Origin of the sequence: Acinetobacter sp. YH12129 (assembly GCF_013418685.1) — a bacterium.
GTDB classification, from domain to species: Bacteria; Pseudomonadota; Gammaproteobacteria; order Pseudomonadales; family Moraxellaceae; genus Acinetobacter; species Acinetobacter amyesii.
Genome location: NZ_VPBP01000004.1, coordinates 38004 through 54307, shown reverse-complemented (window position 1 = coordinate 54307; position 16304 = coordinate 38004). Strand labels below are relative to the sequence as shown.

Below are 16304 nucleotides of genomic sequence, written 5' to 3'. Positions count from 1 at the left end.
TGTATATAATCATGTCTGAAATTTTAATGCTTTCTGCCACCTATTAACTGTATGCTGTTGGCGTCACAGTCGATGCTTCATCCACTTGAATATTAAAATCATCTGCATCTAAGGTGATCTCAGTAACCAAATCATCAGATTCTTTTTCTGCAGCGTTTTCAAGCCAGAATCCTTTCACTTTATCGTCCCCATCATGACCTGCAAAGACCACACTCATATACAGTTCTTTTTGCGGATAATCATATTTATACACAATTGTTGTGGTCTTACCTTCTCCCAGCCGAGTATTTGCCATTCGCTGAATCACTTCCGCTTCAGCGCTAGGTTGACCTACAGGAATCAACTTTTTCATACGTGAAAACAGCTCTGGATCTGCTAGCATCGCATCACGAACATTTTCTTCAACCAATGCCAAAAAGCTGTCTTGATGGGGTTGGTGTAGTGCTGCGAATAATTTTTCTGACTTGGTACGCTGGGAGCTTGTCTCACTTGGTAGGCTTGATTCGAATTTTGCAATCAAGAAATCGCCAATTTTTTCACAAGCCGTTATAGGTAAGATTAAAGCGATGATGACGACTAATTTTTTCAACACCGTACAAGCCCTCTGCTTATTATTAAAATATATAAAGTTAAAATTTATTTCGAATAATCTGTGTGATTTATAGAATTTTCACTGATTTATCTGCTTCACAAGTATAAAGCAAACTTCTATATAAAAATGAAAAATACAGGCTCACATTTAGTTTTTTCGATCTTTCTAGGTAAATCAGAGATTTTGTGAAGTGTTTATTAATAACTCAATTTTATTCGTTTTATAAATTAAATTTAACAATAAAATCGTTTATACGACTAAAAATGATAATTTATCGATCAAACAGTTTGGTTTTGATCAAAATCGTTGGCTGTATTCTCATATAAACTGCAAAATATTATCGTATTTATCTCCCAAATTATTCAGAACTTTTTGTCATGGCGGATTCAGTCTATCTGCAACATTTGTTCGTGGATGACTGTGGGCTTTTTTCTCCCAAATCTGACATAAGAGCTGATGTATGAAAAAGATTAAGGTGAGCCTTGCCTGGCAAATCGTGATTGCTCTCATTCTAGGTATACTTGTTGGTGCTTTCCTACACTATTCTCCTGAATATCGTGATGCTTTAGTTAATAACTTTTTGACTCCTTTGGGCTCAATTTTTATTAACCTCATTAAGATGATCGTTATTCCGCTTGTTGTGTCGATGCTTATTTTAGGTATTGCCAATACAAGTCACGGTAGTAACTTAGGTAAACTTGGTTTCAAAACAATTATTTATTTTGAAATCATTACCACCGTTGCTATTTTAGTCGGTTTAGTTGCAGCCAACGTATTCCAACCTGGTGCCGGCATTGATATGTCTGCATTGACGCATGTCGATATTTCAAAGTATCAAGAAACAACACATGAAGTCAGTGAACATTCTCATGGTTTGATTCAAACAATACTTTCACTTATTCCATCTAACTTTTTTGCAGCTTTGACTAGTGGTCAAATGCTCCCAATCATCTTTTTCTCTGTGATGTTTGGTGTAGGTTTAGGTGCGCTTGATCAAGAAGTAAAACAACCTTTAATTAAAGTGTTGACCGCTGTTTCTGAAACGATGTTTAAAGTTACGCACATGATCATGATGTTTGCACCTATTGGTGTATTCGGCTTGATTGCTGCAACTGTTGCGAATTTCGGCTTCAGCTCACTTGTGCCACTGCTTAAACTCGCAGTTTTAGTTTATGGTGCAATCTTCTTCTTTATTTTCATTGTATTAGGTGCAGTTGCTAAATTCTGTGGCTTCAGTGTTTGGGCCATTATCAAGATCTTAAAAGATGAATTGATTCTCGCGTATTCAACTGCAAGTTCTGAAACTGTCCTACCCCGTATTATGGAAAAAATGGAAGCTTATGGTGCTCCGAAACCGATTACCAGTTTCGTGATTCCAATTGGCTATTCATTTAACCTCGATGGTTCGACCCTATATCAAAGTATTGCAGCTATCTTTATTGCTCAGCTTTACGGGATCGATCTGACAATCACCCAACAAGTGATTCTAGTACTGACCTTGATGATTACGTCTAAAGGGATTGCAGGTGTACCTGGCGTTTCTTTCGTGGTCTTGCTAGCGACTCTCGGCAGTGTCGGTATTCCACTTGAAGGTCTGGCATTCATTGCGGGTATTGACCGTATTTTAGATATGGCACGTACTGTACTAAATGTGATTGGTAACGCGCTTGCTGTACTGGTGATCAGTAAATGGGAAGGCCAATTTGATACTGAAAAACAAAAAAATTATGCCGCTAATCTAAAAGATGCCGCTTAATTTAATGACATAAAAAAGGACGCTTCGGCGTCCTTTTTTACAGCTTTGTTTTATTTTTTACCAAACTTTATTTATTTTTTTCGCCAAAAACTGAAATATTAAAATCTCGAATTTTGTTACTTCCTGCAGGTTTATCAAAACTTACATCATACTGTACAAGGTTTTTATTGGTATAACCGTACTCATAAGTGACCGTATATAAAGACGGTTTTTCAGTCGATTTTTCAATGTGCTTAGCCACTATATTTTTGCGTGAGTAATCTTGTTTCGGAATACCTCGTGCAAATTTACGCAGCTCTTTTTCATTCTGTTCAAACTTCGCTTTGAGTTCTGGTTCAAAGTAAGTGTACAGCTTTTCAAAATTGCCTTCACGTAATTGATCATAGGCAGCTTGGGCTACTTCAGTCTGTTCAACACTTGGGTCTGGTATTGCATTTAATGCTTTTTGGCCAATTTGGTCACAGCCGCCAAGCCCAATAAGTGAAGCCATTGCAAAATATTTTAATTTCATATTGTACTCATCAATCTAAAATTATCTGTCTATAAAAAAGGACGCCGTAGCGCCCTCTTTTCTAAATCTTCAATTAGTCTTCTTCAGGCTCATTGAGATCTGATTCATTGTCATTTTGATCAATAATCGTTGAGTCATCGACAAGCTGCTCAGTTTCGATTGCTTCCACTTCTTCAAAAGTTTCGTCTTCTTCAACTGCTTCGATCGCAACAACACCGACCAAGATTTCGCTTTCACCTAAACGGATCAAACGAACACCTTGAGCATTACGACCTGTTTGTGCCACTTCAGACGCACGTGTACGAACCAACGTACCACCATCTGAAATTAACATTAGCTCTTTAGACGCATCAATCGCTACCGCACCAACAAGTTCACCGTTACGTTCAGATGTTTTAATTGCAATAACACCTTTACCGCCACGTTTCTTAGTTGGGAAGTCATCTACTGGTGTACGTTTACCATAACCATTAGCTGAAGCACAAAGTACTTCACCAGTTTCAGGAACAACCACCAATGACACAATACGGCTAATGAGAGCTGAATCAGAGGTATCTTCATCATCAGACTCTACATCCGCATCTTCAGCGTCTTCAGCTTGAGCTGCTGCACCAATGGTCACGCGCATACCACGAACACCTTTGGCAGAACGACCCATTGAACGCACGTCAGTTTCTGCAAAACGAATGGCTTTACCTTCGTTTGAGAACAACATGATTTGTTGTTCGCCGTCGGTAATGGCAACACCGATTAAGGTGTCATCACCATTGAGTTCAATCGCGCGTAGACCGTTTGAACGAACATTCGAGAATTGTTCTAACTCAACACGTTTAATCGTACCGTATTCTGTTGCCATAAATACGTAGAAGTTTTTACGAACGGCTTCCGCTTGCTGTGCAAAGTCATTGATGATTTCGTCATCAAGATCAGTCGTAGACAACTCTAGGCCCAATTGTTTCAACTGAATACGAAGTGCATCAGATAAATCATCTGCACCATCTTCAGTCTCGGCAAGTGCGGCTTCTAAGCCTACAAAATGACTGTTAATCACTTCATTGGTTTGTAGCTGTGCACTATTGGCTTTTACAAATGCTTTAAAGTCAGCCAAACGTTCTTTAAATTTCTTCGGCGCATCGACTACAGGTAAAATAGCGGTGATGGTTTCGTTTTCATCTAATGGTAATAAGTTCACCATTGGACGACCTTTCGCACCACGAGATGCTTGAGGCACTTCATACACTTTCAGACGATAAACTTTACCTACATTGGTAAAGCAAAGCACTGTTGCGTGGTTTGAAGTCACGATCAAATGCTGGATGTAATCGTCTTCTTTCATTGAAGTTGCAGACTTACCACGTCCACCACGACGCTGTGCAGCGTAGTCTGACAATGGTTGAGTTTTTGCATAGCCTGATTTAGAAACAGTCAGTACCATTTGCTCTTCAGGGATTAAATCTTCACGAGAGAAGTCGATACGTGATTCCACGATATCGGTACGACGTGCATCGCCATATTGTTGAAGGATTAAAGCCAATTCTTCTTTAATCACATTCATCAATAAGTTGAAATCGTTCAAAATTGCCGTGTATTCAGCAATTTGACCAAGAATTTCTGTATATTCAGCTTGTAACTTGTCTTGTTCTAGACCGGTTAAGCGATGTAAACGAAGTTCTAAGATCGCACCCACTTGGGTTGGAGACAGACGATAAATAGCACCTGTTAAACCAAATGGGCGTGCTGGATCTTCGCCTTCAATTTCATCTGGACGGACAGATACCGCGCCTGCTTTTTCAAGCAATGCAACAACACCACCGCCTGCCCACTCGCCCGCTTGTAAACGTTCACGTGCTTCGCTAGGGTTTGCAGATGTTTTGATGGTTTCAATGATCGCATCGATATTTGCGAGTGCAACCGTCAAACCTTCTAAGATATGTCCACGTTCACGTGCTTTACGCAGTTCGAACATGGTACGGCGTGTAACCACTTCCTGACGATGACGGATAAACGCTGCAATAATATCTTTCAAGTTCATTAATTTAGGCTGACCATTATCGAGGCAGACCATGTTAATGCTGAATGAATTTTCTAATTGGGTATTTTGGAATAAGTTATTTACAATCACTTCAGCGTTTTCACCACGCTTCAAGTCAATTGCAATACGCATCCCTTCTTTATCTGATTCATCACGAAGTTCAGAAATACCTTCAAGTTTTTTCTCTTTGACCAACTCAGCAATACGTTCAATGGTTTTTGCTTTGTTGACTTGATAAGGAATTTCAGTGAAGACAATCGTGCTACGGCCCGATTTTTGGTCTTCTTCAATGTGATATTTACCACGGATATGCAAACGGCCTTTACCAGTACGGTACGCATCGACAATGCCAGATTTACCGTAAATGATACCGCCTGTAGGGAAGTCTGGACCAGAAATGTGTTCCATTAATCCTTCAATGCTGATGTGCGGATCGTTGGCATAAGCAAGACATGCATTAATGACTTCTGTCATGTTATGCGGAGCCATATTGGTTGCCATACCTACAGCAATACCAGCTACACCGTTAATCAACAAGTTAGGCACACGTGTTGGCATGACTTGTGGAATACGTTCAGAACCGTCGTAGTTGTCTTCCCACTCTACGGTATCTTTCTCAAGATCCGCTAAAAGTTCGTGGGTCAATTTACGCATACGAACTTCGGTATAACGCATTGCTGCTGCACTGTCCCCATCGACAGAACCGAAGTTACCCTGACCATCAACCAATTGGTAGCGTAAGCTGAAATCTTGAGCCATACGAACAATAGTTTCGTATACAGCTAAGTCACCATGTGGGTGATATTTACCGATGACGTCACCGACTACACGGGCAGACTTTTTGTAAGCTTTGTTGTAGTCATTGCCCAATTCGTGCATTGCAAAAAGCACACGACGGTGAACAGGTTTGAGACCATCTCGGACATCTGGCAACGCACGTGACACAATCACGCTCATTGCATAATCGAGATATGAGCTCTTCAGTTCATCCTCAATGGCAATCGGTCTAATTTCCGATACGCTCATGCATACTCCTTGTTATACAAGCAGAATTCTGCCCGCATTTATATATCGTAAATCTGTAAAAATTAGTTCAAAAAACACTGAACCAATATCAAAAATCAAGTCGGACAGTATAGCATAAAAACCCTGATTTTTGTGCCAATCATCTTGCACTAGAACCATGATTTTTTGTATTTATTTTAAGCATTTTGATTTTATTTGCTGTGAAAAAAACCTCTACGAATAGAGGTTGTTTAATGTTCAAAAGATTTCTTTTCGAAGCTTCAAATTTAGGGGCATAAATGTGATAAAAATCACTCTTTATGATATTGCATAACCTCTAATTCTTGAGGCACATGATCCTGCTGCATCCATGGGTATGCTGTTAGAAACAAACCTAAAATAAGCAGAAATTCATAAACTTCTTCGATGAAATCTTTATAAGCCAAATCGTACAAAAATAAAAAACTGAGACTTCGACTATGCTCAACTGCATCAGAAATAAATAAGCCCAATATCACCAAGCCCAATGGCCAAATTGGTAAAGCCAAGGTTTTTAAGTTACGTGCGATTTCTTGGCGTAAATAAGGCGAAAACAGCATAAAGACGACAGGTGCAATCATGAATACCTAAATTAAACGAAAATAAGGTTTAGGCACATCAGGAAAATAGTCACGCCCCCAGCTAATGCTACGACCAAATAGCAACAACCACCATGCGACAGCCCACAACCAAAATTGTTTCTTTCCATCTTGCATTTCAAGTGGTCGAATATAGAAAAAAGTAAAAATCGCAAAAAACAGCAATAACAATGCTTGGACCGATTCAACTGCTGTAACAGTCATTCCATCAAATAAAGGAAAAGAGATACTTTGTAAAACAGGAAAAAGTAAACAGCAGATCATCAGCACCAATACATTGATTGGTAACTGAAAATCAAATTTCAAAGGGAGACTCCGCCTAAAGGCAAGTTCAATAAAAAAGCAATGTGAACACAAAATATACAATCCTTTAAGCTTGCTTTAAGTTTAAGATTCAAACTTGAAGGATAAATTTTTATTATTTTATTTTAAATCTTTGTATTTTTTTATAATTTATTAATCTCCATCCTATTACCAAGCGATTGCGCCTGCTTACTTACCATTTAAGTTTTAACATACAAATACCTTACGCTAAAGTAGTGTCTAATACCAATAATAAGAAACACCATATGAATTTTGAACTACTAAACTAAGAATCCACTACCCTCATAAGCATGAAACATCTAAGTGCAAATTTATATATGTACATTTACGTATAATTAATCGATTAAACATTGCCAAGAAGACCTACTAATTCTTCAAACAATAAAAACGCCCCTAAACCATAAGCTTAGGAGCGTTTTGAACTGCGTTCAGAAATTAGATTTTAGATACTAATTCTGGAACAACAGTATTCAAATCACCCACTAACCAGTAGTCAGCTACTGAGTTAATTGGCGCTTCTTCATCTTTGTTGATCGCAACGATCACTTTAGATTCTTTCATACCTGCCAAGTGCTGAATCGCACCAGAGATACCTACAGCGATGTACAAGTCAGGAGCAACGATTTTACCTGTTTGACCCACTTGCATATCGTTTGGTACGAAACCAGCATCAACTGCTGCACGAGATGCGCCTTGCGCAGCACCAAGCTTGTCCGCTAATGGATCAAGAACAGTGTGATAGTTTTCACCTGAACCAACACCACGACCGCCTGAAACAACAATACGCGCAGCTGTTAATTCTGGACGTTCTGATTTCACGATTTCTTCAGAAACGAACTTAGAAATACCAGCATCACCAGTAGATGCAACAGCTTCAACTGCAGCAGAGCCGCCTTCGCTTGCAACAGCATCAAATGCAGTACCACGAACAGTCGCAACTACAACAGACTCGCCAGACTCTACAGTTGCAATCGCGTTGCCTGCATAGATTGGACGTTTGAAAGTTTTAGGACCTTCAACAGCAATGATGTCAGTGATCATGCTTACGTCAAGTAGCGCAGCGGCACGTGGAAGTACGTTTTTGCCCGTTGTCGTAGAAGCAGCAAGGATGTGAGTGTAACCCGCACCGATAGAAGCAACTAATTTAGCAACGTTTTCAGCCAATTGATTAGCATAAGCTGCGTCGTCAGCAAGTAATACTTTGCTTACACCCGCAACTTTAGCTGCTTGATCTGCAACTGCTTGAGCGCCTGAACCAGCTACTAATACAGTGATATCACCACCGATTTTTTGCGCTGCAGCAACAACGTTAAGAGTTGCACCATTTAGTGCTTTGTTGTTGTGCTCAGCGATAACTAAAATACTCATGATTTTTATCCTTCTGTATTAGATCACTTTCGCTTCGTTTTTCAATTTATCTACAAGCTCGTCTACAGACTTCACTTGTACGCCCGCTTTACGTTCTGCAGGAGCTTCAACTTTAACAGTTTTAAGCTTAGTTGCAGGTGAAACGCCATAATCAGCAGGTGACTTAGTATCAAGCGGCTTTTTACGCGCTTTCATAATGTTTGGAAGAGCAGCATAACGTGGCTCATTCAAACGCAAGTCAGTGGTGATAATTGCAGGAAGTGCAAGTTCAACAGTTTGTAAACCACCGTCGATTTCACGAGTCACTTGTACTTTGTCGCCTTCAACTTTAACTTCTGAAGCGAAAGTACCTTGGCCAGCACCTAAAAGCGCACCAAGCATCTGACCAACTTGGTTAGAGTCGTCATCAATTGCTTGTTTACCAAGAAGGATCAATTGAGGTTGTTCAGCGTCTACAACACCTTTTAGGATTTTTGCAACTTCAAGTGCACCTAACTGGCTGTCGTCAGCTTCAACAAGGATACCGCGGTCTGCACCAAGCGCCATAGAAGAACGGATTTGTTCTTGAGCTTCTTTAGGACCAATAGAAACAACAACGATTTCTGAAACAGTTCCTTTTTCTTTTAAACGAACCGCTTCTTCCACTGCGATTTCACAGAATGGGTTAATTGACATTTTAACGTTCGTTAAGTCAACACCACTGTTGTCCGGCTTAACGCGAACTTTAACGTTGGCATCAACCACACGTTTTACAGCAACAAGAGCCTTCATGTAATCCTCGGCTGTTTTAGCAAATGTAAATGTTGAGAAAAGTTATATTAACTCTTCACTTTAAATTTTTTAGGTGCCCTATCTTGCAATGTGTACGGCATTTCGGTCAAGTCACAATTATCGAAAGACCTGTAAAAAAGCGTAATTTCCTTGAACTTATCGTTCACATTTTTTAAAGAATGCTTCAGTTATTCAAAAAAACGCATTATTCAGTTATTTTTTAAGCATTGATTTTTATTATTTTTTTACTTGATTTAGCTCATCAAAAGATCTGATTTAATATCAATTTTCGATCAATCTTTCTGAAATAGAGCTTTCCCTCTACACATTCGGCAACATATCTAAACTTGTCATTTAAGATAGAAGCATAATGAATTTAGCGCTAATTTCACTTTTCCGAAGCTAATTGGTGGGTTTTTCTCTCTTTCTTATTCTTAATATGTGTCGATATTCACCACATATAAAAAAACCTCCGCCTTCACGAAGGTTTTAGTTAAGGCAATTATTTCTATTTACATTTGCTGTTTTTAATTGGCAATTAACCATGTCGCAGCAAGAGCCAATAAACCGCCTGATGTACCATCAACCCACTTTTGTTTGCGTTCATCAATTTCAGTTTTTTGTGTAATACGTGCAAAGACCACACTTAAACTACAATACACCACAAAAATCAGCCCAATAAAAATGAAGGACAAAATCAAACCTTGACTCACGGTATTCGCTGATTTATCGATAAATTGCGGCAAAATTGCAAAATAAATCAACATACCTTTCGGGTTCAGCAAAGCCGTAAAAAAGCCTTTTTTAATCGGGTTTGACGCTGACTTTTTCTCAATACTTAATTTTTTACTGCTAAATACTGAACGTAGCAAATGCGTCGCCAAATATAAAAGATAAGCAATCCCCAACCAGCGGATTGTTTCAAACAGTAGTGGAAATGACACGATAATCGCAGCAATACCCAATGCCACCAAAATCGAGTGAACCAAATAACCTGAACACACACCTACTGTAGCCATCATGCCTGCTTTTGCATCCTTACCCATCACTTGTGACAGGATAAAAAGCATATCGGGTCCTGGTGTGAAAATAAGGGGAATTACCGTTAAGGCAAATAAAGCAAATACAGACATTTCAATTTTCCCTTTCTATGTCCTGAAAGTGAAATTAGTATGTTTGAATCGCTTTAAAATAGGATATCAAATATTCTATAATAGATATTATTTTTAGAATTATATTCTATTTTATGAAGACACCTTCTAAGTCAATTCTAGTTAAACTGGATCGTATTGATAAAAATATCATTCGCGCACTTCAAAATAATGGTCGTATGCAAAATAATGACTTAGCCAAGGAAATTGGACTCTCTCCTTCTTCTTGTTTACGTCGGGTCAAATTACTCGAAGAAGCAGGTGTGATTCAGAATTACACCACCGTGGTCGATCCACAAAAGATTGGCTTTCAATTAATTTTGTTCTCTCGTATTTGGTTAACTGGGCAAGATGCTGAAACCATCGATACTTTTATCGAAGCCATGAAAGAACTTCCTCAAGTCATGGAGTGCTATATTATTTTGGGTGAGTGCGATGCAATGCTCAAAGTTGTGGTGCCTGACCTAGAAAGTTACCGTAAATTTCAGTCTACTCACTTAACCAAGAAAAATGGCATCACCAGTGTAAAGACTGATTTACCAAGCCAAATCATCAAACAAAGCTTCCAGTTACCGTTAGAAGATTTATAAACAGAAATTGGTCTGCCAAGGAACAACTCAAGCATCAGAAACGACGAGGCTGATACTACAAGCTTGCCAATGTAGTGACGGATTACCTTCACAACCTCGAATGCAAATACTTAGCTATGCGGTATTTCATTATATTTTAAGCAAAGAAAAATAATGATTTGCGGCAATTGAATAGGAAATATCTAGGAGGTCTTTGAGCTCAATTGCTCAAGTAGGAAAACCATTGATTTTTAGGCTCACACTATCAAGACTGAATGAGTTGAATTACTGAGCAGCGAAACGGATTGGCATTTAGAAATTTTTGTTTAAGCAACTAAGCTATGCAAAGAAGATTAACACTCTAACGCTCTGCTCACAAGCATCACAACATGTCATGGAGCGAGTGATATAAGGGCTAAACATCCAAAACCAATGAAGATAGCCCTTGAGTTGTTTATTTGACCAATGGTTTAGGCTGGCTGATTTTCCAAAAAGTCACGATGGATGTGGCTTAGGTCAATAAGTTCATACTTTGCCAAATCAAAAATACGCCAAATGGTGAGGGCATCTTCTTTACTGTCAAATTTAGCAGTTGCTTTATTGGTAAGCTGCCATTGTTTATCCGAAATCCAAATAAAGTATTGGCCCGTCGCCGCATTAAACGCCTGAACTTTTCCATCGGCATTAATCCCTTGTAGCTGCGCACCTTCAGGTAATACAGCTTCTATTTCAGGCAAACCAATTTCAACGAAGTGCTTGATTTGGCGTAAGCCGTATCCTGCAAAAATTTCTTTTTGCTGACCATTTAACTGGTCATATTTTTCTTGAATATCTGAAATCATGGTATGGCCTATATATTTTTTTAACGGTACAGCAATTTAGTAAATAGCGAATTTCACTTCGGCACTTACGTCAATTCAATAATGGACAATTTTTATACCCGATAATTTGAATTTTTATAATGCGACAATAGTTCAAAATGTCGGTCAATTTTACCAATATTTTTTCACATCCTTATTTAACTTTCATGAAGCAGACCACTTTAGGATGCAAAATATGAAATCTAGCCTATAAATTTAAGCAATATTTAGACCACTACGAGCTAAAGTCGTATTTGCAATTGTTACGAATCTTTATGCTGCGCCCGTGGATGGGCTTGATCATAAACTTGTGCCAATCGATCAAAATCCACATGGGTATAAATTTGTGTAGTGGTTAAATTACTATGCCCCAACATTTCTTGTACAGCACGCAAGTCACCACTATTGGACAACATATGGCTAGCGAAGCAATGACGCAATAAGTGTGGATGTAAATCGACATTTACACCTGCACGTTGAGCTTGAAATTTAACTCGATTTTCAATTTGCCTTACCCCGAGTGGATTACCTTTTTGGGTGATAAAAACTTGGGCTTCTGGGACAAAATCACCATGCCATGCAGGATATAATTGCAACCAATGCATCACAGCCTCTTTTGCTTTAGAACCAAAAGGTACAATGCGTGTTTTATTGCCTTTACCCGTAATACGTAACAGTTGGCGATTAAAATCAATATCTCGAATGGTTAAGCCCTGCACTTCAGCCAAACGTAAACCACTTGAATATAGCAACTCCAAAATCGCTTTATCACGTATCCAAAGTTGCCGTTGAGTTTCACTTTCTGGCTCAGGCTGTTCCATGATTTGTTTAATGGTTTCAATATCGACCAATCCAGGTAAAGGACGTGATTGGCGTTTGAGCTGAAAATCATCTGCGGGGTTGAAACTAAGATAATCCCCTTGTTCTGCCCATTTCATAAATTGGCGTATCGAAGATAACATGCGCTGTAAACTACTTGGACTGAGCTGAAACTGTTCCACTTTATGAGCAACAAATTCACGCAGATCTGACTTTTCAACATCATGCAGTGGCAAGTTGCGTATTGTACAAAATTGGAGAAAATCACTGACATCACGCTCATACGCTTGCAATGTATGTTTAGACTGATTTTGAATTTCACGTTCCTTCAACCACATAGTCAGTAGTTGACTCTGATCCATCGTCATCTGTCTTCTCCCATTTCAACATGTGCTTTAGCGTTGCAGTACGTTCACTAAAGCGATTTTACATATCTATTTTATGAAAAGAGTCTAGCAAAGAACCCCTTAGGCTTACCATCAACACGTTGGTAAAAAGCTTGCGTTTCATTAAGCAAATACCCTTCTACACCATCCGCACTGTGTGGATTGACATGGATCAGATCCACTGGGCATTGCTCTTTTAAACTATCCTGTGTGATACGACCAATTTTACTGTGCAATTCTTGAATTTGTTGTTCAGATAATCCTGCTTCTAAATCTAATCCGATCAACAAAGTCGGTGAATCATCTCGAGCTTGATTCAGCATTTGCGCTAAATAAGCAGCTTTTACCACACGCTCTGTGCCGAAAAAAATGCTTAATTGATCAATCATAAACTGCGGATATTCCGCCGGCTGACCAATTAAAACTTCCGTATCTTCCGTAACTTCATAGTTTTCTGAGGGCTGAATATACTGCCCGTTCAGCAAATGTTGAATTTCTTCTGGTACAAAGTCCTTCGTCGCATCAGGTGATTGTGGATTCAATACAAGCCTTGCCCCCATGGTCATTTCAAATAATGCCTTGGTTGGTAGCCGGATATACGACTCCTCTTCAGATATTGCCAACCGCATTTTTTCCAAGGACGTAAAAAATGGGATGACGCAATCATAAGTCTCATCTTCCCATGATTTCAATTGAACACTGTCACCTTCATCCAAGATCAAATCTTCGGCAATACGTGAATCACGTCCCCCTGTTGTTCCCACACAATACACTTTGGCTGCCAATAACTGAGCTAAAAATTCTGGGCGATACGCGGGTTCATGTAAGGCTTTATGAAAAAGTTGCTCTAAGATTTCTTCTTTTATTTCTTCGTTTATTTGTTCCATGTTGATTCCAATCCCATTGAATTATAATTTTTTATTCACTTTTTATTTTGTGAAAAAAGCCCTGAATGAATCAGGGCTTGGAGTTTAACCTTGGAAGTAACTTAAGTCTAAGCGTCCTTCGTAAACTGTTGCGGTTGGTCCGGTCATCCAGACCACACCACCTTCTTGCCACTCAATTTGCAGCTTACCACCTGCCAACTCTATTTCGACCGAATTGGCTAATAAGCCACGACGCATACCTGATACTGCCGCTGCACAAGCACCTGTACCACAGGCCATCGTTTCACCGACACCACGTTCAAATACACGTAAGCGTGCATGTTTCTCATCCACAATTTGCATAAAGCCAGCATTTACTCGCTGTGGAAAACGCTCATGCGATTCGACTTGTGGACCAATTTTAGCAACGTCTGCGGTAATGACATCAGGAACGATCGTCACTGCATGCGGATTACCCATACTCACCACATCAATGGTGAGTTGTTCATTATTCGCCAATGCAATGTCGTATAAGTTTTCAGGCTCTTCCGCAATAAATGGAATTTCATGCGGCAAAAAGCGAGGATAACCCATGTTAACGCGCACCCAACCATTTGCACCTAATTCAGGCTCTACGATACCTGACTTGGTTTGTACTTTGATTTTGGTTTTGCTGGTCAACTTACGTTCATGCACAAAGCGCGCAAAACAACGTACGCCATTACCGCATTGTTCAACTTCAGAACCATCTGCATTAAAAATACGGTATTTAAAATCGACGTTGGGTAAATCTGGTGGTTCTACAATCAAAAGCTGATCAAAACCAATACCAAAATGACGGTCGGCCAAACGCTGAATCGTCACTGTATCTAAATAAGCCCGTTGGCTAATCAGATCGACCACCATAAAGTCATTGCCAAGGCCATGCATTTTGGTAAATTCTAATAACATCTCGAATTTCTCCTTAAGGCAATAAACGTTCACGTTCCCATAATGATTCGATGGTTTCACGCTCACGAATCAAATGAGGCTGATCACCGTCAACCATTACTTCAGCAGCACGTCCGCGGCTGTTGTAGTTTGAGCTCATGACAAAACCATAAGCACCTGCACCCAATACTGCAAGCACGTCATTTTCTTGAATCGCCAACTGACGTTGCTTACCGAGGAAATCACCGGTTTCGCAAATCGCACCAACAACATCCCAGTCTTTCTTTTCTGTATCTGTACGAGGTGTTACTTCCTGAATATCCATCCATGCTTCATATAAAGCGGGACGTATTAAGTCATTCATTGCAGCATCAATAATCGCAAAATTACGATGATTGGTCGGTTTGAGTAAATCAACTTTGGTTAACAACACACCTGCATTTGCAGAAATACTACGCCCCGGTTCCATATACACCTTAAGGCCTAATTTCTCTAAAGCTGGACGCATTGCCTGAGCATATTCTTCAACGGTTGGCGGAACTTCGTCTTTGTACGTTACGCCTAAGCCACCACCGATATCGATATGTTTTAGATGAATACCCATCTCTTTCAGTTGATTGATCATCACAATGACACGATCAAGTGCATCAACAAAAGGCTGAGTTTCAGTCAACTGTGAGCCGATATGACAATCAATCCCGATAATCTCAAGATTTGGCAATGATGCCGCATACGCATAAGTTTCAAAAACGCTGTCTGAAGGAATACCGAATTTATTTTCTTTTAAACCCGTAGAGATATAAGGATGGGTTTTAGCATCCACATCTGGATTTACACGCAATGAAATCGGTGCTTTCTTACCCATTGCAGCAGCAACTTTTTGGATTCGATCCAACTCTGCATGTGATTCAACGTTAAAACATGCAATACCCACGTCCAATGCTTTTTGGATATCGGCTTCAGTTTTACCCAAACCTGAGAATACAATTTTAGAAGCTTCACCACCGGCTTTTAACACACGTGCGAGTTCTCCACCCGTCACGATATCAAAACCAGCGCCCTGCTTGGCAAGTACGTTTAACACCGCAAGATTAGAGTTTGACTTTACCGCAAAACAAATTTGATGGTCGATAAAGCTAAATGCACGATCCATATCTGAATAATGCTTTTCAAAAGTAGCTTTTGAATAAACATAAAGCGGTGTGCCATATTGCTGTGCAAGCTGTTGTAAAGAACATTGCTCTGCATGCAATACCCCATTCGTACGGGTGAAACTCATGAAAGTATCCTTTCTATAAAAGCATTAAGGTGTAGGGTTAGAATTTGAAGATTCCGATTCAGTTGCAACAGGAGCCGCTTGTTTTTCCTGCTTTTGCTGTGCAGGCGTATCTGGATAAATCAGATATTTTGCGCGCTTATCTGCATTTGCATCTGAAGGTAAATGCAATGCACCAGACTGACCACAAGCGGTCAGCAGCACAGCACTTGCTAATACAATAATTTTATAATTCATAAAACGATACATAAACGTACCTAATGAAAAGATTTTTCCGAGTATAACGTGATCAACCCGCGGATAAAAGAAAAGCCCTGTAATTCCAAGTGAGCTTTTTGCCATTCTGCACTAAATTTAAGCAAAATTTGATGGTGCTGTTTTCAATCCTTATTTGTCTTTATTTCTAGCTCGATCAGGCTATTGATTTCACTGAAATAGCATATCAATTTG

At 39.5% G+C, this 16304-nt stretch carries 16 protein-coding genes; 2 read left to right on the top strand and 14 right to left on the bottom strand.

The features are described 5' to 3' along the window. Positions 1–43 precede the first annotated feature (43 nt). Positions 44–592 (bottom strand): hypothetical protein, encoded by a 549-nt coding sequence (locus tag FTU65_RS03775; protein ID WP_180065021.1) that lies wholly within the window; start codon positions 590–592, stop codon positions 44–46. 460 nt (positions 593–1052) lie between these two features. Between FTU65_RS03775 and gltP the strand changes: the two genes are divergently transcribed. Beyond that, complete coding sequence (gene gltP / locus FTU65_RS03770; RefSeq protein WP_180066373.1) at positions 1053–2348, top strand: glutamate/aspartate:proton symporter GltP; 1296 nt, start codon at positions 1053–1055, stop codon at positions 2346–2348. Between the two features lie 67 nt (positions 2349–2415). On the opposite strand, the gene FTU65_RS03765 is transcribed toward gltP, so the two are convergent. From FTU65_RS03765 to FTU65_RS03740, 7 genes are all read right to left on the bottom strand, one after another. Further along, positions 2416–2859 carry a DUF3887 domain-containing protein gene (locus FTU65_RS03765; RefSeq protein ID WP_180039637.1) on the bottom strand — a complete coding sequence of 148 codons (444 nt, stop codon included), beginning with the start codon at positions 2857–2859 and terminating at the stop codon, positions 2416–2418. A gap of 73 nt (positions 2860–2932) precedes the next feature. After that, on the bottom strand, positions 2933–5917 hold the full coding sequence (gene gyrA, locus FTU65_RS03760; RefSeq protein ID WP_180039635.1) for a DNA gyrase subunit A: 2985 nt from the start codon (positions 5915–5917) through the stop codon (positions 2933–2935). 290 nt (positions 5918–6207) lie between these two features. Next, on the bottom strand, positions 6208–6516 hold the full coding sequence (locus FTU65_RS16220) for a hypothetical protein (protein ID WP_257222954.1): 309 nt from the start codon (positions 6514–6516) through the stop codon (positions 6208–6210). A 6-nt stretch (positions 6517–6522) separates the two neighbouring features. Then, positions 6523–6840 carry a hypothetical protein gene (locus tag FTU65_RS16215; RefSeq protein ID WP_257222953.1) on the bottom strand — a complete coding sequence of 106 codons (318 nt, stop codon included), beginning with the start codon at positions 6838–6840 and terminating at the stop codon, positions 6523–6525. Positions 6841–7293: 453 nt separating this feature from the next. Further along, entirely contained in the window at positions 7294–8226 is a 933-nt protein-coding gene (locus tag FTU65_RS03750; RefSeq protein WP_180066371.1) for an FAD-binding protein, read from the bottom strand. 18 nt (positions 8227–8244) lie between these two features. Continuing rightward, positions 8245–8997, bottom strand: coding sequence for an electron transfer flavoprotein subunit beta/FixA family protein (locus FTU65_RS03745; protein ID WP_078192067.1), 753 nt, complete (start codon positions 8995–8997; stop codon positions 8245–8247). A gap of 527 nt (positions 8998–9524) precedes the next feature. Then, positions 9525–10130, bottom strand: a complete 606-nt coding sequence (locus FTU65_RS03740) for a LysE family translocator (RefSeq protein ID WP_168378266.1) — start codon at positions 10128–10130, stop codon at positions 9525–9527. A gap of 113 nt (positions 10131–10243) precedes the next feature. Between FTU65_RS03740 and FTU65_RS03735 the strand changes: the two genes are divergently transcribed. Next, positions 10244–10738, top strand: a complete 495-nt coding sequence (locus FTU65_RS03735) for an Lrp/AsnC family transcriptional regulator (RefSeq protein WP_180056054.1) — start codon at positions 10244–10246, stop codon at positions 10736–10738. A gap of 449 nt (positions 10739–11187) precedes the next feature. On the opposite strand, the gene FTU65_RS03730 is transcribed toward FTU65_RS03735, so the two are convergent. The 6 genes from FTU65_RS03730 to FTU65_RS03705 form a co-directional block, all read right to left on the bottom strand. Beyond that, positions 11188–11559, bottom strand: a complete 372-nt coding sequence (locus FTU65_RS03730; RefSeq protein ID WP_168378267.1) for a hypothetical protein — start codon at positions 11557–11559, stop codon at positions 11188–11190. A gap of 281 nt (positions 11560–11840) precedes the next feature. Then, positions 11841–12764 carry a tyrosine recombinase XerC gene (locus FTU65_RS03725; protein ID WP_180008330.1) on the bottom strand — a complete coding sequence of 308 codons (924 nt, stop codon included), beginning with the start codon at positions 12762–12764 and terminating at the stop codon, positions 11841–11843. A 71-nt stretch (positions 12765–12835) separates the two neighbouring features. Continuing rightward, positions 12836–13669 carry an enhanced serine sensitivity protein SseB C-terminal domain-containing protein gene (locus tag FTU65_RS03720; protein WP_180065025.1) on the bottom strand — a complete coding sequence of 278 codons (834 nt, stop codon included), beginning with the start codon at positions 13667–13669 and terminating at the stop codon, positions 12836–12838. Positions 13670–13753: 84 nt separating this feature from the next. Further along, positions 13754–14599 carry a diaminopimelate epimerase gene (gene dapF, locus FTU65_RS03715; protein WP_111883917.1) on the bottom strand — a complete coding sequence of 282 codons (846 nt, stop codon included), beginning with the start codon at positions 14597–14599 and terminating at the stop codon, positions 13754–13756. A gap of 13 nt (positions 14600–14612) precedes the next feature. Then, positions 14613–15857 (bottom strand): diaminopimelate decarboxylase, encoded by a 1245-nt coding sequence (gene lysA / locus FTU65_RS03710; protein ID WP_180065026.1) that lies wholly within the window; start codon positions 15855–15857, stop codon positions 14613–14615. A 24-nt stretch (positions 15858–15881) separates the two neighbouring features. Further along, entirely contained in the window at positions 15882–16091 is a 210-nt protein-coding gene (locus tag FTU65_RS03705) for a lipoprotein (protein ID WP_372491094.1), read from the bottom strand. Positions 16092–16304 lie beyond the last annotated feature (213 nt).